General features: G+C 50.5%; 19 protein-coding genes. 11 read left to right on the top strand and 8 right to left on the bottom strand.

Annotation, left to right across the window (positions count from 1 at the left end):
* Window positions 1–266: 266 nt before the first annotated feature.
* The 3 genes from H6F68_RS16335 (at window position 267) to H6F68_RS16325 (ending at window position 2,548) form a co-directional block, all read left to right on the top strand.
* Window positions 267–971, top strand: a complete 705-nt coding sequence (locus H6F68_RS16335; RefSeq protein WP_190560595.1) for a hypothetical protein — start codon at window positions 267–269, stop codon at window positions 969–971.
* Between the two features lie 418 nt (window positions 972–1,389).
* Entirely contained in the window at window positions 1,390–1,764 is a 375-nt protein-coding gene (locus H6F68_RS16330; protein ID WP_190560593.1) for a hypothetical protein, read from the top strand.
* A 133-nt stretch (window positions 1,765–1,897) separates the two neighbouring features.
* Window positions 1,898–2,548 (top strand): hypothetical protein, encoded by a 651-nt coding sequence (locus tag H6F68_RS16325; RefSeq protein ID WP_190560591.1) that lies wholly within the window; start codon window positions 1,898–1,900, stop codon window positions 2,546–2,548.
* Between the two features lie 443 nt (window positions 2,549–2,991).
* Here the strand turns inward: H6F68_RS16325 and pyrC are convergent, their stop codons facing one another.
* The 3 genes from pyrC to H6F68_RS16310 form a co-directional block, all read right to left on the bottom strand.
* Entirely contained in the window at window positions 2,992–4,020 is a 1,029-nt protein-coding gene (gene pyrC, locus H6F68_RS16320; RefSeq protein WP_190560589.1) for a dihydroorotase, read from the bottom strand.
* 146 nt (window positions 4,021–4,166) lie between these two features.
* Window positions 4,167–5,201 (bottom strand): tetratricopeptide repeat protein, encoded by a 1,035-nt coding sequence (locus tag H6F68_RS16315; RefSeq protein ID WP_190560587.1) that lies wholly within the window; start codon window positions 5,199–5,201, stop codon window positions 4,167–4,169.
* 89 nt (window positions 5,202–5,290) lie between these two features.
* A complete protein-coding gene (locus H6F68_RS16310; RefSeq protein ID WP_190441728.1) occupies window positions 5,291–5,971 on the bottom strand; it encodes an RNA polymerase sigma factor in 681 nt (226 codons plus the stop codon).
* A 268-nt stretch (window positions 5,972–6,239) separates the two neighbouring features.
* On the opposite strand from H6F68_RS16310, the gene H6F68_RS16305 reads away from it, so the two are divergent.
* Window positions 6,240–6,842, top strand: a complete 603-nt coding sequence (locus H6F68_RS16305; RefSeq protein WP_190441727.1) for a glyoxalase-like domain protein — start codon at window positions 6,240–6,242, stop codon at window positions 6,840–6,842.
* A gap of 81 nt (window positions 6,843–6,923) precedes the next feature.
* Here H6F68_RS16305 and lysS read toward each other — a convergent pair whose 3' ends face one another.
* The 3 genes from lysS to H6F68_RS16290 form a co-directional block, all read right to left on the bottom strand.
* Window positions 6,924–8,642, bottom strand: coding sequence for a lysine--tRNA ligase (gene lysS, locus H6F68_RS16300; protein ID WP_190560584.1), 1,719 nt, complete (start codon window positions 8,640–8,642; stop codon window positions 6,924–6,926).
* A 148-nt stretch (window positions 8,643–8,790) separates the two neighbouring features.
* A complete protein-coding gene (locus H6F68_RS16295; protein WP_190560582.1) occupies window positions 8,791–9,708 on the bottom strand; it encodes an alpha/beta fold hydrolase in 918 nt (305 codons plus the stop codon).
* Between the two features lie 2 nt (window positions 9,709–9,710).
* A complete protein-coding gene (locus H6F68_RS16290) occupies window positions 9,711–12,935 on the bottom strand; it encodes a tetratricopeptide repeat protein (RefSeq protein WP_190560580.1) in 3,225 nt (1,074 codons plus the stop codon).
* A 295-nt stretch (window positions 12,936–13,230) separates the two neighbouring features.
* On the opposite strand from H6F68_RS16290, the gene H6F68_RS16285 reads away from it, so the two are divergent.
* The gene (locus tag H6F68_RS16285; RefSeq protein WP_242065537.1) at window positions 13,231–13,767 is read left to right on the top strand and encodes a GAF domain-containing protein; all 537 of its coding nucleotides are present in this window, start codon (window positions 13,231–13,233) and stop codon (window positions 13,765–13,767) included.
* Window positions 13,768–13,782: 15 nt separating this feature from the next.
* Here the strand turns inward: H6F68_RS16285 and H6F68_RS16280 are convergent, their stop codons facing one another.
* A complete protein-coding gene (locus H6F68_RS16280) occupies window positions 13,783–14,598 on the bottom strand; it encodes a nucleotidyltransferase (RefSeq protein ID WP_190441720.1) in 816 nt (271 codons plus the stop codon).
* A gap of 274 nt (window positions 14,599–14,872) precedes the next feature.
* Here H6F68_RS16280 and H6F68_RS16275 point away from each other — a divergent pair, with 274 nt between their 5' ends.
* The 3 genes from H6F68_RS16275 (at window position 14,873) to H6F68_RS16265 (ending at window position 17,418) form a co-directional block, all read left to right on the top strand.
* A complete protein-coding gene (locus tag H6F68_RS16275; protein WP_190554816.1) occupies window positions 14,873–15,634 on the top strand; it encodes a metallophosphoesterase in 762 nt (253 codons plus the stop codon).
* Between the two features lie 314 nt (window positions 15,635–15,948).
* Window positions 15,949–16,578, top strand: a complete 630-nt coding sequence (locus H6F68_RS16270) for a L,D-transpeptidase family protein (RefSeq protein WP_190560578.1) — start codon at window positions 15,949–15,951, stop codon at window positions 16,576–16,578.
* A 255-nt stretch (window positions 16,579–16,833) separates the two neighbouring features.
* Entirely contained in the window at window positions 16,834–17,418 is a 585-nt protein-coding gene (locus H6F68_RS16265) for a hypothetical protein (RefSeq protein WP_190560576.1), read from the top strand.
* A gap of 156 nt (window positions 17,419–17,574) precedes the next feature.
* Here the strand turns inward: H6F68_RS16265 and H6F68_RS16260 are convergent, their stop codons facing one another.
* Window positions 17,575–19,491, bottom strand: a complete 1,917-nt coding sequence (locus H6F68_RS16260) for a GTPase family protein (protein ID WP_190560575.1) — start codon at window positions 19,489–19,491, stop codon at window positions 17,575–17,577.
* A gap of 190 nt (window positions 19,492–19,681) precedes the next feature.
* Here H6F68_RS16260 and H6F68_RS16255 point away from each other — a divergent pair, with 190 nt between their 5' ends.
* The 3 genes from H6F68_RS16255 to H6F68_RS16245 all read left to right on the top strand — a co-directional run bounded on the left by H6F68_RS16255 (window position 19,682) and on the right by H6F68_RS16245 (window position 22,759).
* On the top strand, window positions 19,682–20,620 hold the full coding sequence (locus H6F68_RS16255; protein WP_242065536.1) for an RluA family pseudouridine synthase: 939 nt from the start codon (window positions 19,682–19,684) through the stop codon (window positions 20,618–20,620).
* A gap of 256 nt (window positions 20,621–20,876) precedes the next feature.
* Window positions 20,877–21,932 (top strand): histidinol-phosphate transaminase, encoded by a 1,056-nt coding sequence (hisC, locus tag H6F68_RS16250; protein WP_190560573.1) that lies wholly within the window; start codon window positions 20,877–20,879, stop codon window positions 21,930–21,932.
* Complete coding sequence (locus H6F68_RS16245) at window positions 21,917–22,759, top strand: phytanoyl-CoA dioxygenase family protein (protein ID WP_190560571.1); 843 nt, start codon at window positions 21,917–21,919, stop codon at window positions 22,757–22,759. The genes hisC and H6F68_RS16245 overlap by 16 nt, the downstream gene beginning before the upstream one ends.
* Window positions 22,760–23,075 lie beyond the last annotated feature (316 nt).

The following is a 23,075-nucleotide window of genomic DNA, read 5'->3' as shown; positions in this document are numbered from 1 at the left end:
CGCTTCTGGTTGGGATGTTCGTCTCACCATCTTTTGGCTTAACCCCTAGCTCACGCTCTGGTACTAGCCTATCTGTCTCTCTCCCACTTCTCCAGCTATCTTTGCCACTCTAGTTTTTTTTACCTACTTTGAAGTTGATTGATCAGCCAATAGATAGCTGATCAATCGATAATATGCTTTCCATGATCAAAGAAATTGGATCATCAATTGCTGACTTAAACAGCTTTAAATTCAATCTTTAGCTCGATGGCTTGTAGGAGAAAACCATGATTCAACTTAATCCCGTCAAAAAACTCTCCCTAGGAGCCGTGGGGGTGTTTGTGGGAGGCTTATTAGTAGGTTTGCCGCTAATCAATCAAGTCACGGCTCAAACCCGCTCATCGGTGAATCCTTGCCCTCGCATCTATTACGAAGAACCCTACAACAGCACTCGGCTGGTTCCCTCCGGTTGTCAAGCTAATGCTTTTACCCAAAGTGCCAATGCCACTGGCAGCACGACAGGCGATGTTACTAACGCCACTGGTAACGCTATAGGCAACACTAATAACCAGCTATATCGAATTAACCCATCCACCACTTTACCTAGAACGTCCTCTGAGAGAGTCGGCACAACCGCTCCTGCTCAACCCCCTCTCCCCGAAAGCCTCGGAAATGCGATCGCCACAGTGATTCCGCTCAACGGCAGAGTCGATGTGATGCTGAGAAACAATACGGGTACTACTATCACCTATGAAGTGATTGGTCATACCCAGCCGCGATCGCTCGCAGGTGGCGCTGAAGTGATGCTACAAGACTTACCCGTACCTGTGACGATCACCACCCTCCGCCCTGATCGCGGTCTAGTGCAGATTGCGCCGATCGTTGGTGCCCAAGCAGGCGCGATCGGCTTTGCTCTGGATGAAACTACTCAACTCGGTAACGACCAAGAAGCCATCCGTATTCAAAATAACGGCCAAGTTCTCGTGAACTAATTCTTGACCTAACCCCCAGCCCCCTTCCCTACCTAGCTTGCTTCTCCGCAGAGAAGAGACGGGGAGTGTGCAGGTCGAAGTCCATGCCACGTAGCTCTCCTCAGTGCGCTAGGAGTAGTGCTTCATGCGAATGACATCGCGGACTTGATCCAGCAGCTTCCGAGGCCGTGATTCCATAAGAGCACTCTAAATTCTGTCTAATTCCGTTTCTGGGATCTTAGGCAGAATAAAAGGCGAAAACAGAGCGAAGAAGCGCTGAAGAATTCAGGCTAATGCCCGACTTAGGGGTACTATACGGAAAATTGTTCGGGCTAATGTCTGACTTGGGGAATTAGCCCGAATCAATTCTTCCTAATCCCCTCTATAGGGTAAATAGGCCGAATCAATTCTGTCTAATTAGTAGTTAGGTTTCAGAATTATGCACTTCACTAAACGGGGCAACTTCTATCAGGCTTCCAGGATTACAGGGCCAAGGCACAACTTCCTCGCCATCGCCCTAACGCCGGGCCACAGTACTCGCGAGACAGTTGTTGAAGCTCTGCCGCCTGTAGGTGAGTGCCGCCACGCTGCTTTGAGTGCAGCAGCTATTCTCTCCTCTGTTGCTGAAGGCGTGGCAAAGGCGAATTCTGCATTCGGGACGGGTTACGGGGTGACCAACATCCAGTATGTGGAGAATGACACGCCGCCCGAGGCGGTTTACGGCTTTATGGCGCATGAGATCATTAAGCAGCTGAATAGCGGAGGTGAGTTTGTAGAGATGGAAGAGGAGAGCGGGAAGAGTAGTGGGACGTGAGGGGCGGGCTGAAATCTAACAACGGTATGCACCCGTCGCTGACCCGAGGCTTGTCTTCAACAGTAGAGGTCCATGTCCGCGGGTGATACCGCGCGTTAGCTGTCAAAAAGTTCACCTATCATAAGTGTTTGAGATGTCTAGCCTTGAGGATTACCAATATCTCTGGGACGGTAGTTCTCCAACATGGTGTTTACTGGAGACAAAACCTTGGAACCAGGAAGAGAATCGTTTCATTATTTTTAATTCTCAAAACCCTATTGAATCCCCAGCAATCAACTGGCGTTACAAACTTGCTGTACAAAGCAAAATGATTGAAGCAGGGATACGAATTATTTCACTAGATGAACAACTAGAAGATCCCGTCAGAGAGTATTGTAGACAGGAGGGACGGGACGAAGAAATGATCCGCAGAACATTTGACTATTTGATCGAGCGGTGGGAGATATTTGTCAAGAAGGTGCTTTCAGGGACTTATCGGGGACGCGACGATTACTTGTACGATTTAGGTTTTAGGAGTTATTTAGAGCAGCTTATCGAGTTTGCTGGTGATATGACTCCTTCGAGTATTAAAAAGCAGATGTATCAACTAGACTCTGAGTTAAAGACAATACTTCAACCCTCCTCGGTAGGGTCTATTTGGGGAGCAGAGTTTACTAATGAACTTTATTCGCGAGAGAAGCACTGGTATTATTTCATGCTACCCACCTATACTGCTGAGGTATGGGAGAGGGAAGTTCGAGCCATAAGAGAGGGAAGAGTAAGACTATCTAGGGAAGGTTTGTGAGTAATGACAGCCAACAATCACGCTGCACCGAAATTAGTTTAGATGATCGGCTGAGATGCGAAGTTTGTCTATATCCGGTGAGCGTGAACGTTAACGCTGAGAAACCATTACAAATTCGTAGTTGTAGGTCGCTTCTTCACATAACGTTCTGCAATGCCTCCGCCCTTAATAAGGGTTTGTTCATTACGGTATTTGCACCACATCTCCTAGTAGACCAACCACACGTCTGATCAGGTGATTATGCAGGTTTTTGTCTCTGCTTTAGGAAGGGCGTTGAACACGACCAAGTTGTTTCATTGTGGGGAATAGAAGCGATCGCAGAGTTTCTTCACGAGCAGGCGATCGGCGAAGCATCCCTTAAGAAGAATCGCTCACTTCTAAGAGCTGGGGAAAAGGTCTAAAGACGGCGGAGAGTTGGTCGAGAAGTAGGGATCATGCTTCTGTCACGCCATTTGCCACGTCATCTCTTGGCCTGCCCGTAAAGGCACAAGCCCGGATTCAGTAAATGGAATCTCGTCGGGAACGCGCCAAGTCGTTCTGGTCAAAGTAATCTGTTCGCTATTGCGTGGGAGTTGATAGAAATCTGGCCCATGGAAGCTGGCAAACGCTTCAAGCTTATCCAGTGCATCAGCACTCTCAAACGCCTCTGCATACAACTCCATCGCGTGCAGAGCCGAATAGCAACCCGCGCAGCCACAGGAACTTTCTTTGCTGTCGCGGGGATGAGGGGCGCTATCGGTGCCAAGAAAAAACTTAGGATTGCCAGAGGTTGCCGCTTGCAAAAGTGCTAAGCGATGCTCCTCACGTTTCAAAACTGGTAGGCAGTAGAGATGGGGGCGAATGCCACCTTGAAATAGGATATTGCGGTTAAATAACAAATGTTGTGGCGTGATCGTTGCAGCGACATTATTGGCAGACAGGACATACTGCACAGCATCTGAGGTGGTAACGTGCTCAAGCACCACGCGCAAGTTAGGAAATCGTTGCTTGAGGGGGATCAGATGTCGCTCGATAAATACTTTCTCGCGATCGAACATATCAACATCTTGATCGGTTACTTCCCCATGCAGGAGCAAAGGCATGTCCATCTCCTGCATCGCTTCAAAAACGCGATCGCACTTACCAATGTCCGTCACACCGAAGTCTGAATTGGTCGTTGCGCCCGCTGGGTAGTATTTGACCGCTTTGACAAACTGGGATGCTTTGGCCGCGATAATTTCTTCAGGGCTGGTGTTGTCAGTGAGATAAAGTGTCATCAGCGGCTCAAACTGTTTACCAGTCGGAATAGCGGCAAGAATGCGATCGCGATAGGCAGCAGCATCAGCCACGGAGCGCACTGGAGGCTTCAGGTTCGGCATAATGATCGCACGGGCAAACTGACGCACTGTATGGGGCAGAACCGCTTTCAGCGCGGCACCGTCGCGGAGATGCAGATGCCAGTCGTCAGGTCGGGTTATCGTAAGCTTTTGCATCTCGTAATTATAAAACCGCTAGTACTTCATTACGGAAGACATAAGCTAACAAGGCCATGCACTGTTAAATCACCGGAGTTTCTCCTCAGCAGGCAATCGCGAAGCATCCCTCAAGGAGAATCGCCCACTAGGAACTTGGGGGAGCGCTAAAGACGGCGGAGTTGATCGAGGAGCAAAGATTCGCTTCTGGTATCTTCTAGCGCCCGTGCCACTACGATCGCTCTTTGATAGAAATTACGGGCCGTTTCCCGGTTCCCTGAGGCTTGATAAATTTCGGCTAGCGATCGCAATGTCGTGAGCTGTTGGCGCAGATTGCTCTGCTCTTGGGTTAAAGCTAAGCGCTGATCGAGTACTTCTAGGGCACGGGTGTAATTGCCCAAAGGTCGATAGGACGCAACTAAGCCATCAATGGCCCGGAGGTGATTGGGGCGATCGCGACTAGTGCGAGCCAACCGTAGGGCCACACCATAGGCATTGGCTGCATCTTGATACCGTTGCGCCCCTCGGTAAGCATCGCCCAAATTGTTATAAGTGCTGGCCTCGCCACTAGGATCGCCTGCCTGTCGTCGGTAGGTCAGAGCTGATTCTAGTTGTTTAATTCCTTGGTTATAGTTTCCGGTCGCTACGGCTGCCAACCCTAGGTTGCTCAAAGACAAGCCTTGACCTTCCAGGCTATTGATATTCTGCGCGATCGTTAGGGCTTCGTTAAAGCTACTGGCAGCGGCTTGGGGAGCTCCACGACGCAGCAAAACGGTCCCGACATTATTCAGGCCGTAAATTTGGCCTCTAAAGTCGCGGTTGTCACGAGCGATCGCTAAACGTCGGCGCAGGGCGTCTTCTGCTTCCCGGATTCTGCCGAGTTGGGCATAGGTCAGGCCAATAAAGTCGTAGGTCAGGCCAGTGGCCGAGACATCGCCAATGCGTTGGTAGAGCTTCACCGCTTGTTGCCAAGAGGCGATCGCTTTTTCGAGTGAGCCTTGTTGTTCGTACTGTCCGCCTAGGCGAACCAAGCGATCGGCTTCATCTCTCAGCTCACCTTGAGTGCCGTTATTGACAGGAATATTTAACTGTTCATTTAAGCTGGCAGCGTTAGCTCCACTCAAGTTGAACAGGCAAACTGTACCTGTAGCTGTCAACAGTGATGCGGACGCAAGGACGACTGCTAATAAACGGCGACTCATGACAATTTCCTCACAACCAAGCTTGATGGAATCACAGGCACCCAGCGCCGTAAAGCTGACTCGATTCAGCTAAATTCGACGAACGGTTTTTATTCAACACTAGGTTCCAACGTGATCGAACTAAAGTCGAACCCATCGGTCCGATCCCTAGTATTCCCACCTAAATAAATTTCACAAATATCTTCTGGGAGAGCCTCTTCTAGGAGTTGGTAGCCTTCTTGCAACCGCACCTTAACTTCTGCGGGTGAAATCGCTTCCCCCTCCGCCTGCAAGTAAGCCGAAATCCGAGTCTCGCTCCAGTGAAAGGTTTGAGCCATCAAAATCATCAGCCGCAGCACTGGAGGCAACTGGTCTAACGCTTGCTCGACGTAGCACCACAGCGGCGGTGAAGCGCCTTGCAAAGAGTAATGCACCGATTCGACCGGCGGTAATTCGGCTTGGTTGATGCAAAAGGCTGTCATATTAATCAGCCAATTTTGCAATGTCAGGTTTTCAATATTCGAGAGCTGGCTCGATCGCAAATCTAACCCACCTAGCTCATGAAAGACGTGCCGCCAAGTAATGGCAAAGAGGTAGTCAGCCTGCACGGGCGATCGCGCTGAGTGCCGAATTAAAGTGTAAACAATTGGGCTGTAGCGACAAAAAATAGCCGTAAAATATCGCCCCGAATCAGGATGGCGCTGAAACAGCGTCAACAACTCCTGATCGCTATGATGAAAGAGCGATTGGACAATCGGATGATTGCTTTCAGGAAACGTAGGAATTTGCACGATTTTCAGTCACTGACTGGCTGAGTCTCTAATCGGAATTGACTCTTACTATAATCTACGCTTTTCCCCAATTAAAACTCTTTTTCTGAAAACGAGCCCGTGGCGATTAAGCAACAGTTGGTGTTCAATTCCCAATCCGCCACAAGTGAGCCTTTTTTGAAGTTTGGATGAGGTAGGTTTAGCCTTGATAGACTAAGATCACTAGCGATGTGTGTCAGCCACCATCTCTAGAATTCTGTTCAACTGGCTTAAGTCCCTCACTTAATTCATGGTTCTAGCATTGAGTGTGATGCCCTTCCTGTCTCAGCCTCTAACTTTGGGAGCTTTTTTCCCCGCCCTGCCGTTAGACAGCCTCTTGTCAACGCAAGGAATTATGGTTTTGCTCTTGGCAGCTTATGCCGGAGCGATGTGGATGTTTCTTACCAGTGCCCCAAAAGTGCACACCATTATGGTGTCCGACTTGGAGTCCGGTCGTCAGTTCTATGAAGGAGTGCTGGGCTTGGCTGCTGCTGAGGTGCCATTGCACTACTACTACAACTATGAGCAAAGTCTGGGCGCAACCAGCGTTGACCCACTCTATATGTCTCCAGGTTTAGGGGGACCGGCGACTGCAACTCGCAATTTCAATGGCACCGATGGCCTCTGGTACCAACTCAAGAAAAACACCCAGGTGCATGTGATCTCTGGAGCCAGTTTGGGCCAAAAAGATCGCCAACGGCACGTCTGCTTCGATCGCGACTGCTTAGAGCAAGTGCTGATGCGAGTGCAAACGCGAGGCATTAAGCACAAAATTCGCCGCGAAAAACCCCTGAACTTCTTAGTCAAGGACTGGGAAGGCCGCGTGATCGAGCTGGCAGAAGTCTCGAATTAATCCCTCTCCCCACCGGAGCGGGACTTTAACTTTAGCGCCCCTTCCCTAATAGGGAAGGGGCTGGGGGTCAGGTCTCTTCGACTAACCCACTTTGTCGCAGGTGTACTTGGGCTTGATGTGCTCGTTAAAGTATTGCCCCTTGGAGGTGGCAGTTTCCAAGCCTTGATACACCACTTCGGGTACGTCATGGTACTTGTAAGCAAGGCCACGCAGGACGATCTCTAGCGTTTGAGTCTTGGTATCGTACTTGTGCCCTTCAATCAGGCTGCTTTCGGGCTTTAGGAGCGGAAAAGCGATCGCGTCTCGAATGCTGGGGCTATCGGTCAGCAGCATCACTAGGCGATCGATACCGATTCCTAAACCACCCGTGGGGGGCATGCCATACTCCAGCGCCGTCAGGAAGTCTTCATCCACATCATTGGCTTCCAGATCGCCTGCTGCTTTGCGGGCCGCCTGCGCTTCCAGCCTTTGCCGTTGATCAATCGGGTCAGTTAACTCCGAGAAGCTATTGCCTGTTTCTCGACCCACAATAAACAACTCAAAGCGCTCAACTAATCCGGGCTTGGAGCGATGCGGCTTGGCGAGCGGTGAAATCTCTACGGGGTAGTCGAGCACAAACGTTGGTTGAATCAACGTCGCTTCCACCTTTTGCTCAAAAGCTTCGTTGAGGATGTGGCCAATGGATTCACACTCATCAACTCCGCCAATCTTGGCTTGACGTGCTGCTGCTTTAGCTTCGTCTAAGGTTTGAAATTGACTGAAATCAATGCCTGTTTTCTCTTGCACTAGCTCGTGCATCGTGGCCCGTCGCCAAGGTGGAGTCAGATCGATCGCCTCACCTTGGTAGGTAATCTGGAGCGTGCCTAAGGCCGACTGAGCCGCATAGGCAATTAACGCCTCGGTCAGCGCCATCATGTCGTTGTAGTCAACGTAGGCTTGGTAAATCTCGATCGTAGTGAATTCGGGGTTGTGCCGTGTGGAAATCCCTTCATTACGGAACACGCGACCCAGCTCAAACACTTTCTCAAAGCCACCCACAATCAGCCGCTTCAGGTGCAACTCAGTAGCGATCCGCAGGTACAGGTCCATCTCCAAAGTGTTGTGGTAGGTGACAAAAGGCCGCGCCTCTGCACCGCCCGCCTCACTTTGCAGCACCGGAGTTTCGATTTCAATAAAGCCTTGTTGATCCAAATAGCGTCGCATGGCTGCGGTAATCAACGCCCGTCGCCGGAAGGTTTCGCGCACCTCTGGGTTAACGATCAAATCCACGTAGCGTTGGCGATACCGCTTGGCAATATCGGTTAAACCGTGCCACTTGTCAGGCAACGGTAAGAGTGACTTGGTGAGAATAGCGTATTCACTCACATAGATAGACAGCTCACCTTTTTCGGTCCGCTTAATGTTGCCGCGCACGCCAATGATGTCGCCTACATCGGTGAGTTGCTTCAGCAAGTTGAAGGCATCCGGCGTTTCTGGCATGCCTGCCTGAACTTTCTTCTTATCTAAATAAAGCTGGATGGTGCCAGTTTCGTCTTGCAAGGCGAAGAAGGCTAGCTTGCCAAACACCCGCCGCGCCAAAATTCGTCCGGCGATCGCGACTTCTAATGGATCTTCCGCGCCATCAGGCAAGTCAGCGAATTTGGCTTGGAGGTCGGCAGCATGATGGGTAACTTCCCAACGGTAGGCATAGGGAGTCAGTCCCGCTTGTTTCAGTTGCTCCACCTTTTGCAGGCGGTTGGCACGAATTTCTTCTAGGGTAGAATTGGCTTGATTTTCGGGTCGGGACTGCTCAGAAGACATAGGTTAATCAGTAACGGCCAAGCTAACGATGGGTTAGGTGCACCTGTTCGCCACAGCTAGCTCAACAGGTCAAGAACAAAATCTGATTATAGTCGCCAAGCCCATCCATTGCTGGAGGTTTTCCGCCCAAAAACGATCGCTTTTGGCGTCAACTTGGCGATCGCAAAAACGGCAAAATTGCTTCGGCGAGTGGAGCAGGATATTCCTCATGTAAACCCAGCGAGCCTGTTAGTTTTTGGGTTTGGACACCCGGCAGGGCGGCGATCGCTTCCATTTCTGCCTTGGATTTAGGCGGCGCTTGCTCCCCAATTACCACCATCAACGGTATGGGCAGAGGTTGGCACCAAGCTAGGAAATCAGCGCGATCGCGGACGGGGTCTAAGGCTCCGGTGACAAAGGCGGCAGGGGCGAAACGGGCTCCGGGTTGCTGAGTGCTGTGCCAACGGCGATCGACCAAATCTGGGGTGACGTTGGCGGGGTCGGCATAGACGTGACGGCGATACATCAACGCCAAAAAAGACGGGGTGGTGTTGAGCTTGTACAATGCTTGACCCAGAAGAGGCGATCGCACGGTTCCTCTCACCACACCTGCGCCTTTGGGCTGCACACCCATTGTCGGGAGCGGACCACGCCAAGTAGGGGCGACTAGTGCTACACGAGACAAGACTCCCGGCTGCTGGGCCAACTTCATCGCGTAGCCTGCGGCATGTCCTGCTGCCACGACTGCAACAGGTTGCTGAAATACTGCCCCAACAAAATCTTGGAGCAACTGGTGATAGACAGCAGGTTCGTAGTTAATTGGCGGACGAGCCGATTCTCCAAACCCCAACCAATCGATCGCCGTAACTTGAAACTCGGAAGCTAGGCGTTTGGCTAATCCCGCCATTTCTGCTCGCGTGGAAACGGTGCTGAATGCAGGCAGTAGTAAAACAGGAGCGCCTTGCCCTAGGGTTTCGTAGGCGATCGAAAATTCCTGACCTTGATAATTCCACAGATACTGTTGCACAGTGCCGCCAATTTCTGTAGTGGTGGCAGTTGTGTTGAGGGTTTGTAATTGCTGAGTCATATCTAAGCCTCAATCAACTGGCGGAACCATTCATCTTCCCAGAGGCGATCGAAGGCGATATCGGTCTTGGCTTCTTCGCGGTACTTCGAGTCAAGCTCAATCGCGCGTTGCAAGTGTTTGAGGGCTGGGTCTACCTCACCCTGTAGGGCGTAGCAGTTGGCTTTGTTGTAGACCGCACTGGCATAGTCGGGTTGCAGGTTCAGAGCTTTGTCTAGGCTCTCTAGAGCTTCGGGGTCACGACCGAGCTGCACTAGGGCATAACCGCGCTTATCCCAAGCTTTGGGGGACTCTGGTTTCAGCTCAATCACCTTATCGAACGAGGCGATCGCTTCCTCATACTGTTGCACTTCCAACAGCGCCAAGCCCCGGTTCATCCAGGCCACGGCATCATCCGGTTGGTACTGCACCGCTTTGTCGAAGGACTTGAATGCTTCTTTGGGTTGCTGCAAGGTGCCTAGCGCCACGCCCCGGTTAACCCAAGCTTCGTGATAGTCGGGCTTTAGCTCCAAGGCATGGTCAAAGGAGGCGATCGCGTTTTCGTAGCGCTTCAAGCGGCCCAACGTTAAGCCACGGCTCAACCAGGCTTTGTAGTTGTTGGGTTCCGTTTGCACCACTTTCTCAAAGGCGGCAAAGGCGGCATCATACTGCTGCAATTCCTTCAGGGCCAAGCCGCGCTGGTAAATCGCACCTGTATGATTGGGGTTGAGTTCCAAGACTTTATCAAAGGCGGCGATCGCTTCTTCATACCGCTCAGCTTCAAAGGCACGATTGCCTTGTTCGGCAAATTCATCAGGCCGCAAGAATAGCTCTGGGCGGTTGGTCTGAAGGGTGGTGAGTTGTTCGGCCAGGGTTTGCAGCTGGGGTTGAATGTCAGATTGTACCGTTGTGATTTGGTCGCCCAGAGCCTGCAATTGCGGCTGAGTTGCAGATTCTAAAGCCGTAATTTGGTCGCGGAGGGTTTGAAGTTGCGATTGCGCGGCTGTCACAGTGGCGATCTGTTCGCTCAGGCTTTGCAATTTTTGCTGCATATCTGCCATGAAACCTTCGGCGATCTGTTGCGGTGAGATCTCTGCCAGTTGCTGCAAGATTTGGTTTTTCTGGGCCTGCGCCCCAGTTTGTAATTCGGCTAGGCGGGCGGCAAATTCTGACTTTAACTGCTCTAGATTCTGGACAGTGGCCTCTTTATGACTGCCTGTATCAGTTTGGAGTCGTGCCAACTGGGTGGCAAATTCGGTTTCGGCTCGGTCCAAGTTGCCCAAAATTTGGACGCTCTTTTGTTGCGCTTGGGTTTGGGCGTCTTGCTGCAACTGAGCCAATCGCGCGGCAAAGTCAGCCCGCACTTGCTCTAGATTGCCTAAGCCTTGATCTTTCTGTTGTTGCACCGCAGTTTGCAGCCCTGCCAGTTGATTGGCAAAGTCCTGCTGCGACTTTTGAAGTTGTTGTAGCAGTTGCTCCTGCTGCCGTTGGGCATTAGTGTAGAGAACTTCTAGACGCGGGGCAAAATCGGTTTTCTGTTGCTCCAGACTTTGGAATACCGTTTCTTTGTGCTGCTGGGCACTGGCTTGCAGTTGGGCTAAATCAGCCGCAAAGTCTGAGCGGACGCGGTCTAGGTCGCCCAAGCCTTGATCTTTCTGTTGTTGCACTGCGGCTTGGAGTGCTGCCAATTGCTCGGCAAAGTCCTGTTGCGATCGCTGCAATTGTTGCAACAATTGTTCCTGCTCGTGGCGGGTGGCGGCTTCGAGTTCGGCCAAGTGAGGCCCAAATCCAGATTTGAGCTGCTCCAGGTCTTGCAGAATCATGTCTTTGTGTTGCTGTGCCCCAGTTTGCAACTGTGCCAATTGCGCCGCAAAGTCAGCCCGGACGGTTTCTAAGTCGCCTACGCCTTGGTCACGCTGCTGCTGCAAACTGACCTGTAAATCGGTGAGCTGCATGGCAAAGTCTTGCTGCCACTGTTGGAGTTTTTGTAGCACTTGCTCTTGCTGTTGCTGCGCCGCCGTCTGCAATTGTGCCAAGTGAGAAGCAAAGTCAGCTCGGACGGTTTCCAGATTGCCTAAACCTTGCTCTTTTTGCTGGTGGATGGTGTTTTTCAAGTCGGTGAGCTGAGCCGTAAAGCCTTGGGCCGATCGCTGGAGGTCTTGCAAAACTTGTTCTTGTTGCCGTTGAGCGATGGCGTGTAGCTCGGTGAGTTGCGGAGTAAGTTCGGTTTTGACTGTTTCCAGGTCTTGCAGCGTCAGATCTCGGCGTTGTTGAGCGGTAGCGACAAACTGTGCCAACTGCCCCACAAAGTGTTGCTCGGACTGGTGCAATTTTTCTAGCACCTCTGCTTGTTGCCCAACGAAGTGTTGCTCAGATTGGTGCAATTTTTCTAGCACTTCTGCTTGCTGGTGCTGGGCTACCGTATGCAGCTCGGTGACTTGGGGCGTAAATTCGGCTTTGACGGCTTCTAAATCAGCCACGATCGCGTCTTTGTGCTGTTGGGCGATCGCTTGCAGTTGGGTGAGTTGGCCCGCAAAATCGCGTTCTGCGGTGGCAAAAGTCTCTAGAGTGCGAGCTTGGCGTTCTTGGCTGCCCGATTGCAGCTCGGCAATATGCGTCGTAAAGTCTGACTCAAACTCGGCTAATCGTTGCTTCGCGGTTTGCAGTTGAGCTTGTAGCTCGTTTAGTAGTTGCGATTTAGTTTCGGTCAAATCGGTGGCGAGATCGGCAAGATTCCCTTTCTCTTGAGCCATGCGCTTTTGCAAATTCTTAGTTTCATGCTCGACTCGCTCAGCGATCGCTTCTGCCGCATCTAAGACATCTCTGGCATCTTCAGTGGCCTTGGTGACTTGGACTTCCAGCGTGCCCAGTTCTTCGATCTGCTCCTTGGCACGGATAGCAATTTCGTTAATCACAGCGCGGCGCAAAAACCAGAGTGTGGCGATCGCGGTTCCTAGCAGCACAATCAGAACAGTCAACAAGACATTAAATAAGGTAAGTGCTCGTCCCAAAGTGCGGTTGACTTCCGCCTGCACCTGCTCTGCGACGACTTCGTTGGACGGCACCTGCGCCATGAGTTCGCCCGACTGTCGGGTGCCGAACTGCTGAGCAATTACGCTGGAGTCCAGGGGGAGTAATGTTTTGGAGCGCATGGGTTGAGCATTGGCGACACCAACAGACAGTAGGAGGATAGAGAGGGCAATACCGCCACGCGGTACCAGGGCAAAAATGTCTTGATTTTGGCGCTTCATTGGTCTCGTCCTTGTCTGTGAGTCGGGGTGGGCGATCGCTTATTTTCTCAAGGTTAATCAAAATCAGGCCCAGTGTCCTAGAGATTACCAGGCCATCCTGACTTCAACACCCTAGATTTAAGCATCGCAGCCACGCAAGCAATACTATCGCTAATCTAACCTGCTCTCAAACAGTCGGCCTCGCTACCGAAAATCTTGAGTCAATTTCTGACAATAAGGCAGCACAGATGTCCCACTAGAATTCATTCCCTAGAGCGGCAATCCTGATTCAACCCTTGAGGCGAAACCTTAATCCATGACCGAGCCAAAACCCGTTCTCGAAGCTTGTCCACCCTCATTGGCTACTTCTTCAAGGGCTAATTCATCAGAGTTTGATTCTGTCCTGGCGACAATGCTCGAAACGGTTTGTGAAACGATGAATTGGGAGTATGGCGAGGCTTGGATAGGGATCGATGACAAAGTGCTCCAGATCAGTTCAACCTGGCAAACTCAGACTCGGTTAAGCCGCGATCGCAAACTGGATTGGGAGTCTTTTCATGCTTGTAGCCAAGTGTTTGTCTTGCATGCTGCAGAAGGCTTACCCGGACGAGTTTGGGCTTCGCAAACTCCAGAGTGGATGGTAGATGTTTCTGCCGAGTCGGAATCCTACTTTTTGCGGCATCAAATTGCCAAAGCTTTCGGTGCCAAGGCAGGCTTAGGTTTGCCTGTGCTCATCGAGCAGTTGCAAGTTGTCCTCGTCTTTTTCCGGTCTGAGGCTCACAGTCGGGATCAGCAATGTATTGATTTGACTGAGGCTGCTGTCGCCCAGATCCAGGCCCAACTGCTGCATTAGGCTGCATTAGGCCACCTAAGCTTCTTTCTCTTGAATTAAGTGCTCTGTCCACTGCTCAACATCAGCTTGGGAGAGATTGCTGGGAGGATGAAGCCGAGCATCTTTATAGCCCCATTCTTCAACATCAGGTCGATATTGCAACGGGGCTAATAGTGTTCCCTGACATAGCTTAGTCGAGATTGGTGCGGCGTTCGTTTCTTGCTGCAACTGCTGGGTGAGCTGATTCATCACTCCCTCTGGTACTCGCGATCGCTCTCCGGGATAAATAAACCCGAAGAGAACTAAGTGACTAAACAACACTCGCCAATGATCGCCAAAGCGAGACAACAGGCGTGACCAGTTGATTTCGTCGCCACAAGCTAGCAATAGATGGGCAATATCCGCATCATCAAAGCGATCGCGGGCCATTACATAAGCCTTAGACCAGATTGTTTCCTCAATAGGACAAATTTGTACCGTCATTCCCAACACTTCTTCGGTGATGGCATGCTCAAACCAAGCGTCATCGACTGGCGCACAGCCATTAGCGGAGCTGAAGATTAGGTCCACGAAGTTATCACCACAAAAGGCTTTGCCTAACCAATGACGTACTGACAGTTCTGTTTCGTACCCCGCCGCCCCAAACACCTCAAAAGTTCGCTGTACATCTCGCGGATGCACAAACAAATCTAAATCTTTCGTCGGTCGCGCGATGCCTGTATAGCGCTCAAAAGCATAAGCGCCGCCAATTAAGAAGGGCACTTGAGCTTGTTGCAAGACTCGGAGCGAACGACAGTAAAAGTCGCGAACATGCGGATCGAGGTCAGCTAGGTGCAGGGCGTGGGACGGCATTGTGGTTCTCTAGAATATAGAAATTACAAATAACTACCACCTACATACCTAAACATAAATAAGGTAAAACTCTAGGCGATTTCAGTAGTATTTTCTACCCTGACGTAAGTACGAAATAATGACCTCAATCCAGAGAGCGAAATGATCCCATCTTGAATCCCGTGATCATCACTCCTGTTAAGTCGAAAAATGCGCCTGAAGAAACAGGTAACTCTGACTTACCCACGACATAATCGGGGGCAGAAGTTGTAGAGATTTGAAGTGAGAGGGACGGATGGCGATCGCAGAAAATACTGTCGCAAAACAGACTGTGCGGATAGCCGCCGTAGGAGATATTCACTGCACCAAAACCTCTCAGGGAGAGTTGTACCCACTATTTGCCCAAGCCAGTGAGCAGGCAGACATCCTATTGCTATGTGGTGACTTGACGGATTACGGCCTGCCTGAGGAAGCTCATGTTTTGGTTAAAGAATTGACCGGAGCTAGAATCCCCGCGATCGCCGTATTTGGTAATCATGACTATGAGTCAGGCCAGCAAGATGAAGTCAGGGAGATCTTGGAACAGGCTGGAGTGAAAGTTCTAGATGGGGAAGCCTGCGAGATTGAAGGAGTTGGTTTTGCTGGAGTTAAAGGGTTTGGTGGCGGCTTTGGCTCTAAAGCCTTAGGAGCTTGGGGAGAGGCAAGTATCAAGCGGTTTGTGCATGAAGCCGTGGATGAAGCACTGAAGCTGGAAGCTGCCTTAGCTCGCTTAGAAACACCCCACCGAGTCGCCATTCTGCACTACGCCCCAATTCAAGAGACTGTCGAAGGAGAACCCCCAGAAATCTTTCCCTTCTTAGGTTCTAGTCGCTTAGAGGAGCCTCTAACTCGTTACTCAGTCACAGCGGCTTTTCATGGTCACGCCCACAACGGTCATTTGCAGGGGCACACCAGTAGCAATATTCCGGTCTACAACGTCTCTCTCCCTCTCTTGAAAAAAGCCAATCCTGACCATCCTCCCTTTCACCTGTTGGAAGTATCGCTTAATCCTGAATAATCACCAAAAATTGTGCTGCCATCCTAGGCATAAAAAAGAGAGAAAAGAGACTTCAGTGATTATGATAGAGCGATCGCGCGGCTAATTTCTAAATCGTTTAAATCAAAAGAAATCCTCAGTCAAGCAGGAGGCAAGGCTGGGGATTTCTTGCTTGTGGGGGATGCGGATCTACTTTCCAGCCTGCTTCTATCTACAGCAGTACTTAACCGTACCTCAGAGATGCAGTCAAAAAGATTGCGATCGCTGACTCATTACTTATAGAAAAATATTACAAAAAAATTGCTGGAAACTCTCTGCCACTTTTGTTTTGCACAATGTTGAAGTACTTAACCCGTCCAGCTAGCTTGCCGTTGCTGTTGAGCTTCCTTGCCCCTGTCTCTATCCCTCAATTATCTCAAGCTGCTGATGTCATAACTTCCCCCCTACCAGCTTCAAGCCTAGGACTAGCCCCAATACCAAAAACATCAACGCCAACACCAGCCTTAAGCCCAACCTCACTATCAACACCAGCCTTAACACCAAGCCCTATTCCAGCCAATCCCTCGGTTGAGCAACCCATCCGTTTAGAAATCAGCCGCAGTAAACGACGAGTGACACTCTACCAAGGAGATGTTGCCGTTAAAAGTTATGCGATCGCGGTCGGAAAGCCTGGTTGGGAAACTCCCCTTGGAACTTGGCAGGTGCGGCAAAAACTGCGGAATCCGATTTGGATTCATCCTTTTACGGGTGAAGCAGTGAAGGGAGGAGATCCGGAGAACCCTTTGGGTCGGCACTGGATTGGCTTTTGGACAAATGGCAAGAATTGGATCGGTTTCCACGGCACCCCTAATCCAAAATCAGTCGGTCAGGCAGCTTCACATGGTTGTGTACGCATGTACAACCAAGATGTCGAGGAAATCTTTCAAAAAGTAAGCTTAGGTACGCCTGTCAAAGTTACGCCCTAAAACGGTAGGAAGCTTAGGTCAAGTTTTCTTGATTTTCTGCCAAAAGCTAACGGGTTTTCGACCTCTTGTCAACAAGCTCAACCTTGAGATAGAGCAACATCAGTCTGAAGGGAGACAAACAGTCGTCACAAGCTATTTACACTTCGTAAATATTGGGGTCGCCATGAGCTGCATTGGCACCAGAAAACCAAAACATCCATTCAAAAGCAATTAAGTCCTAATTCACTTTTTAGTACAAAGGTAGAGGAGATACAGATGAACGGACACAAGTATTTGAGCAAAACTCTGGCAATTCTGACAGGTGTGGTTGGTGCGACTGCTTTAGTGGGTTTCCCTGCTGCTGCCCAAGTTAACCCTAGCCCTAGTATTTTTAACGAGGCTCCCTACAATCGCAGCGCTCCTTCTGTGGGTCAATCTACTGGTGGTTCAACTGGCGGTTCGATGAATACCCAGGAAGCAACTCCTACCGACGAGCCTACAGGTGGCTCCACAATGGAGCAAATGCAATCCCCTGGTGGTTCCGGTGCAGAGACCACAGGCGAATCTAATAACTCGACTGGCGGTTCGGTAAATACCCAGGAAGCAACTCCCACTGATGAGCCTACAGGTGGCTCCACAATGGAGCAAATGCAATCTCCTGGTGGTTCCGGTGCAGAGACCACAGGCGAATCTGGTACTACGATTCGGCGTACTACCGAGAGCGAAACTCAAATTCAGCGCTCTACTACTACTCAGCCAAGCCAAACTTCTCCTGGTGTCACTCAAGATGCTGAGCAGTCTAGCCCTACTACAGGTGCGACAACTGATGATGGTAGCGCTGGTGTTCCGGGTCTCTGGTAATCCTTTTTCGAGTTAGATGCCGAACCTTTGGGGGCACCTGCCCCCAAACCCCCGCTGAGGGACGGCTGCGTCCCCCAGATCCCCTCCAGAAGTAAGATTGTAGAGGGGTGCGTTGCGCTTCGCTTCACACCCCCCTTAATCATTGATGCAGCCAGTTCAAATCTGTTGCAGATAGAATTCAAGGCGCTCTCGGAGCTGTTCTACAGTGAGATGCTGGGCCCAGTACTCCACTAAGGCGTGACCAAAAGCCCAAGCGTTTCGCTCCGGAGACGCAGGATTGTCTAGGAGCAAAGGCCAGAGGGTGAGCAAGTCAAAATTGCGAGTTTTGGTGTCTCCTGTGCCCAATAGCGAGAATAAATCGTAAGCCATCTGTAACTTGCCGATTACTACAGGCAACTGCTCAACTGGAATCTTTTGCATGAGCAACTGGGCTAAGGCTGGAGATCCAGTGGTCATGGTGGAGACAAACTGGAGAACTGGACTTTTGAGTAATGCGGTGAGTCCTTGAGTCGTTGCCATTTGGAAGGTGTATTGGTCAATAATTTTGGCTGCTGCCACTGTACGAGCTTCGCGATCGCGCAGAAAACGGGCCAAACGCAGTTGCTTCGCAGGGGCGATCGCTTCTACCAACCCCATTGAGAGCGCATCAACGTTCCAAGGATTTCTGTTGGTTTTGCTATCTTTAGTTACAACCGGAAGCACCCGATCGCAAAACTCTCCTAGTAGCTCAGAGCGATACTGCGTGGCTTCTCGGATCGCCTTCTCCTTAGGGCGTTCTCCCCATTGCCAGTCATAGGGTGGTGTCCACTCACGCATAGGACGCAGGCGATCGACTTGGGAGACAATCACAATCACAGGTAAGTCTGCGATCTCTGTTTTGATCTCCTTCAGGAAGTCCACATCCATTTGCAAAGCTGGATCGAGAGCAGGCGTAATCAGCAGGAGTAGATCCGCTGTCGTGGCATAGTCCAGCACTTGCTCCCGTAGCTCAGCCCGATTAATCTGCTCGTATCCTGGTGTATCCCACAGCGTTAGAGTTTCGCCTGTTTGGGCTTGCCAATGGTAGTTCTGAATTTGGTCGGTGCTAGGCAAAACATCTACTTCGGCTAGCTCAGCTTGAAATAGCGTATTGATCAAGCTACTCTTGCCCGCTCCGGTGCGCCCGACCAACAACATATTGACGGGTTTTTGTGCCACCACTTCCGGCGATTCAGTTTGGGAGAGGATGTCACGGAGGGTTTGGGTTTTGGCTTGCGGAAGAGTAGGAGGGGCGGTAGAGAAGGTTGCAGTGGGTAAGGTGTCGCCACTGTAAAGCGCGATCGCCTGCCGACATAAGTTTCGCAGCGCTGCTTCCCGGAGCATCTGACTCAAATTCACCAGGAGTTCCTGGGTAGCTTGGTTATTAGAGCGTTGGCTGGCCTGCTTCGCCAAGGCAGCAGCAGGATTCAAAAACCATTGGGCCCAGCCCAAAACTTGCCATAGCTTCCGAGCCGAAGGTTCCAGTTTTCGATACACCTCGTAGGCTTGGTAAGCTTGGCCCACCGTTACCTGATTCAAGGCTGGTGAGAGCTTCTGCATCCACTGATCGAGGTCATCCACCGTACCCCGAATTAAGCTGTAGGCTTGGGGCACGTAGATATTGAGTAGGGGATATTTTACATCTGGATAGTAGATGTGAGCGATCGCGGCCACCAAATCCTGACAGCGGTTCCAGAAGGTTTGCCAATCTTCCCAAATGGGGCGATCGCTTTGGGCAGCTTGCAGAACTTCTTGGAAAGCTGATTCTGCTGTACTGGCAGTTTCTTTACCCCCAGGCAACTGAGTAGCTACATCTGAGGAAGATTCTAGTTCGGCGCTCATCTCGGCCATCACTGCTTCTAGCTGGGCGATCGCAGGTCGAGTCCACTGCACCAGCAGCCACCGCCAAGCGACCAAACCGAGGGTAAATACAGCCCAAATCCAGTTCAGATGCCATTCGTGGATTTGCACGCCTGCGGCGATGAGCAGAAAACCAACAATGCTGACGATCGGAAGTGCTAATACGACCCACTGCCACAACTGTAATCGCACCATTGCTCTACCCTGCCTTGACTAGACTGCTGAGTCCAACGTTACCTGTCTATCTTGTCAGCAGTCTACTGTCTGTGGGAGAAACGGTTCGCTGCAAATCGGTTGATTTCATTTGCGATCGCTCTAATGCCTACTAATACCTAATGATTGATGCCTGTTACAGTCAGAAGTACAGTCTAAGTTGGACTGGTTTATGGAAGCATCAGGCCAAGCGGTTATGAATCGAGGTTGGGTTTATCGAGAACAAGTGACTCGCACCAAAGCTGGTTTGAGCGTTTTGCAGTACTACACCCAACACTATCGCCACTCTAGTCAAGCAGAATGGCAGGAACGGATTACCGCTGGGCAAGTTTTGCTAGACGGCAAACAGGTTGAAGCTAATACCCAGTTACAACCCGGACAATCTTTGGCCTATCACCGCCCCCCTTGGCAAGAACCTGAGGTGCCGCTGAATTTTGAGGCGCTGCACGAAGATTCAGATTTGCTGATTGTCGCAAAGCCTTCTGGTCTGCCCGTGTTACCAGGCGGCGGCTTTTTGGAACATACCTTGCTGTGGCAACTGCAACAACGCTATCCCCAAACAGAACCCGTTCCCATTCATCGTTTGGGCCGAGGCACTTCAGGTTTAGTGCTGATTGCGCGATCGCCTTTGGCTAGAGCTAATTTGAGCCAGCAAATGCGCGATCGCCAAATTCATAAAGTTTATCGAGCTTTGATTGGGCCTGCTTCAAATCTGGAGCCTCACTTCACCATTACCCAACCCATCGGCAAAATTCCGCATCCGGTTTTAGGGTACATCTATGGGGCCACGCCAGATGGATTATTCGCTCATAGTGACTGTCGAGTGATTAAACGCAACGCCGCCAGCACGCTGCTCGAAGTAACTATTCAGACTGGACGACCTCACCAAATCCGGATTCACCTTGCGTCTGTCGGCTATCCGCTGGTAGGCGATCCGCTTTACGGTGTGGGAGGTGTCCCACAATGCCCACCCGCAACAGAGACCGAGAAATTACCCGTACCCGGAGACTGTGGCTATCATCTTCATGCTTATCAACTAGCCTTTACCCATCCTCAAACCCAGCAGCTTGTCAACTTTGTCTGTCCTGCTCCAGGCGAACTGAGCGATTGATAGCAAAGACTTTAGAACGAATTGGGATAGTGAGCCAGTTTGAAATCTGTCATAAGGCAGATACCGTTTCTACCGATTTAGCACGATGATATAAATGTGTGAGGAGCAAAGTCAGAACTGAAGAACCCCTGGAGTCGAAACACGGAAAGACGCCCAGGGGTTTTTCATTGGCAGATTCCTTGGCAGACAGTTGGGCAACTGGAACATCTAAACTTGAGGGTGTTCTATTTGCGACCAGTCTAAATGCTGCCCAGCCATGTTTAGTTATTTCCGCCCGAATGTTGAGGCCATGACAGGCCATACTCCTAGCCACTACCTTAAACCTGGCAGCCCCAGCATTAAACTCAATAGCAACGAAAACCCTTATCCCCCTTCACCCACCATTCGTGCCGTTCTGCAAAACCTAGATTTGGAGTACTTGCGGCGTTACCCGGATGCTAATGCCGATGAGTTGCGGCAAGCGATCGCAGCAGTACTCCAGATTCCCCTTGAATGGATTATTGTAGGCAACGGCTGTGACGAACTGCTGCATGTAGTCGTGCGAGCTTGTGCTGAAGGCAGACGCCAAGTGGTTTACCCTACGCCCACCTACATGCTGTATCCCCTGTTGACGGAGATCCAACCCGCCGATCGCGTTGAAGTTGCTGATCCAGCAGATGGGTATTTGCCGATTGAGTCCCTGGTCGCAGCTAATGGAGCCGTAACCTTCATTACTGCACCCAATAGCCCGTTTGGGTATGGAGTGGCGATCGCTGAGTTGCGGGAGTTAGCCGCTAGACTAACCGGAGTATTGGTGATTGACGAAGCCTACGTAGACTTTGCTGAAGAGGCAGCATTGCCCCTGGTACAAGAGTTTGAGAACGTGATTATCCTCCGTACCCTTTCTAAGGGATACTCTTTAGCAGGGCTGCGGCTTGGCTTTGGCATTGCTCAGCCTCAACTGTTGCAGGGATTATTGAAGGTGAAAGATAGCTACAACATTGACGCGATCGCTGCACTAGTGGGTGCGGCAGCGATGCGAGACCAAACCTATAAAGATGCTTGTGTCGCCAAAGTCAAAGCATCCCGAACCAAGCTTGCTCAAGATTTGCAGCACTTAGGCTTCCGGGTGTGGAATTCTCAAACTAACTTCTTATTGGTAGAGCCGCCTCAGAAAAACGCTGAGCAGATTTTTCTAGCACTGAAGGAACAAGACATTTGGATACGTTACTTTCATCAGCCTGACTTAGAGGATAAGCTGCGGATCACAATCGGCACCAATGAGCAAAATCAGACTTTGTGGGAAGGTTTAAGGCAATGGCGGAATATTTAACAATGGGACAGCCCACCGCAGCGCAGCTAGAGCAGTGGATTGATTATTTTCATACCAATGGCTTTCTAGTCATTCCCAATATCCTATCGCCAGAGCAATGTAGGTTACTGAGGAATGATTTGGATACGGCTCTGAAACAAGCTGAGGGAGACAACTATCAATGTTCTAGAACGATTGTGATGCGGATGTTTGAGCAATCCAAAGCTAACCTCGATCTATTTGCTCTGGAACCAATCGCAACTTTTGCAGAACATCTCATCGGTGGGGCAAATGGGCCAGGTTATGCAATCAGTGATGGTATTCCCAATGCCAATACTGTCCATGTCATTCACAACAACTCGTTCAAAATCCCTGCTGGAACAGATGGTTTAGGAAACAATGTGTGGCATCAAGATGATACGCCGCATATGCTGTCTCTGGATGGCAAACCCTTAACTAACATCCGTTTGAATGTTTTGGCATTCACCGTCAATTATTACCTGACAGATGTGCTTTCTCCAGAAAACGGACCTACTCAAGTCATTCCCGGCTCTCATCTATTTGGTAGGTTTTGTAATGGTGATATTACGGGCCATGAAGGTTCTATCCAGCATTGCTTAGGAGCAATGGGATCGGCGGTGTGCTTCAATAACCAAGTTTGGCATCGTGGTTCGCGGAACTCCTCAGCGGTGACTCGCTACATTACACAAGTGACTTATGCCAAGCGCTTAATCGGACACAAGTATGGGTCATTCATGAATTATCAGATGCCCAGTCATTGCTATGAAGAAGCAGATCCCCGCCTAAAGCGACTCTTAGGATTTTTGCCCACAGGTGCCTATGGTTGATTTGTTTATGACGATAGCTGTAACGATCATCTGCGGTTTTATCATCTGTCTCCCAAGGAGCCTAATGTTGAGGCTTCCCTGGGAGACTGACAAATTCTAGAAGCAGATTGTAGTTCCTTCTAAAGCTCGTGAGTTCCTGCTAATTAATAGCGAAAGACAGCGGCTAAAGGTGCTTCTTCAGGGACTTGATCTGGTTCAACGGCGTAGACTATCTCACATCTTGCACCTTGTGATGTGAACCTCCCATCCTTGCTTCTGTAACAACCTTCGCTTTTGCGCGACTTCCTCAAGGAGCAGAGCAATAACTACTTCACTC

It is taken from the genome of Trichocoleus sp. FACHB-262, assembly GCF_014696035.1.
Lineage (GTDB): Bacteria > Cyanobacteriota > Cyanobacteriia > FACHB-46 > FACHB-46 > Trichocoleus.
The sequence above is the reverse complement of the archived record's forward strand: the minus strand, read 5'-3'. Positions and strand labels throughout refer to the sequence as shown.

Coding starts and splice junctions, on each gene's coding strand:
- H6F68_RS16335 (WP_190560595.1), top strand. CDS start 267: ATGATTCAACTTAATCCCGTCAAAAAACTCTCCCTAGGAGCCGTGGGG.
- H6F68_RS16330 (WP_190560593.1), top strand. CDS start 1,390: ATGCACTTCACTAAACGGGGCAACTTCTATCAGGCTTCCAGGATTACA.
- H6F68_RS16325 (WP_190560591.1), top strand. CDS start 1,898: ATGTCTAGCCTTGAGGATTACCAATATCTCTGGGACGGTAGTTCTCCA.
- pyrC (WP_190560589.1), bottom strand. CDS start 4,020: ATGCAAAAGCTTACGATAACCCGACCTGACGACTGGCATCTGCATCTC.
- H6F68_RS16315 (WP_190560587.1), bottom strand. CDS start 5,201: ATGAGTCGCCGTTTATTAGCAGTCGTCCTTGCGTCCGCATCACTGTTG.
- H6F68_RS16305 (WP_190441727.1), top strand. CDS start 6,240: ATGGTTCTAGCATTGAGTGTGATGCCCTTCCTGTCTCAGCCTCTAACT.
- lysS (WP_190560584.1), bottom strand. CDS start 8,642: ATGTCTTCTGAGCAGTCCCGACCCGAAAATCAAGCCAATTCTACCCTA.
- H6F68_RS16295 (WP_190560582.1), bottom strand. CDS start 9,708: ATGACTCAGCAATTACAAACCCTCAACACAACTGCCACCACTACAGAA.
- H6F68_RS16290 (WP_190560580.1), bottom strand. CDS start 12,935: ATGAAGCGCCAAAATCAAGACATTTTTGCCCTGGTACCGCGTGGCGGT.
- H6F68_RS16285 (WP_242065537.1), top strand. CDS start 13,231: ATGACCGAGCCAAAACCCGTTCTCGAAGCTTGTCCACCCTCATTGGCT.
- H6F68_RS16280 (WP_190441720.1), bottom strand. CDS start 14,598: ATGCCGTCCCACGCCCTGCACCTAGCTGACCTCGATCCGCATGTTCGC.
- H6F68_RS16275 (WP_190554816.1), top strand. CDS start 14,873: ATGGCGATCGCAGAAAATACTGTCGCAAAACAGACTGTGCGGATAGCC.
- H6F68_RS16270 (WP_190560578.1), top strand. CDS start 15,949: ATGTTGAAGTACTTAACCCGTCCAGCTAGCTTGCCGTTGCTGTTGAGC.
- H6F68_RS16265 (WP_190560576.1), top strand. CDS start 16,834: ATGAACGGACACAAGTATTTGAGCAAAACTCTGGCAATTCTGACAGGT.
- H6F68_RS16260 (WP_190560575.1), bottom strand. CDS start 19,491: ATGGTGCGATTACAGTTGTGGCAGTGGGTCGTATTAGCACTTCCGATC.
- H6F68_RS16255 (WP_242065536.1), top strand. CDS start 19,682: ATGGAAGCATCAGGCCAAGCGGTTATGAATCGAGGTTGGGTTTATCGA.
- hisC (WP_190560573.1), top strand. CDS start 20,877: ATGTTTAGTTATTTCCGCCCGAATGTTGAGGCCATGACAGGCCATACT.
- H6F68_RS16245 (WP_190560571.1), top strand. CDS start 21,917: ATGGCGGAATATTTAACAATGGGACAGCCCACCGCAGCGCAGCTAGAG.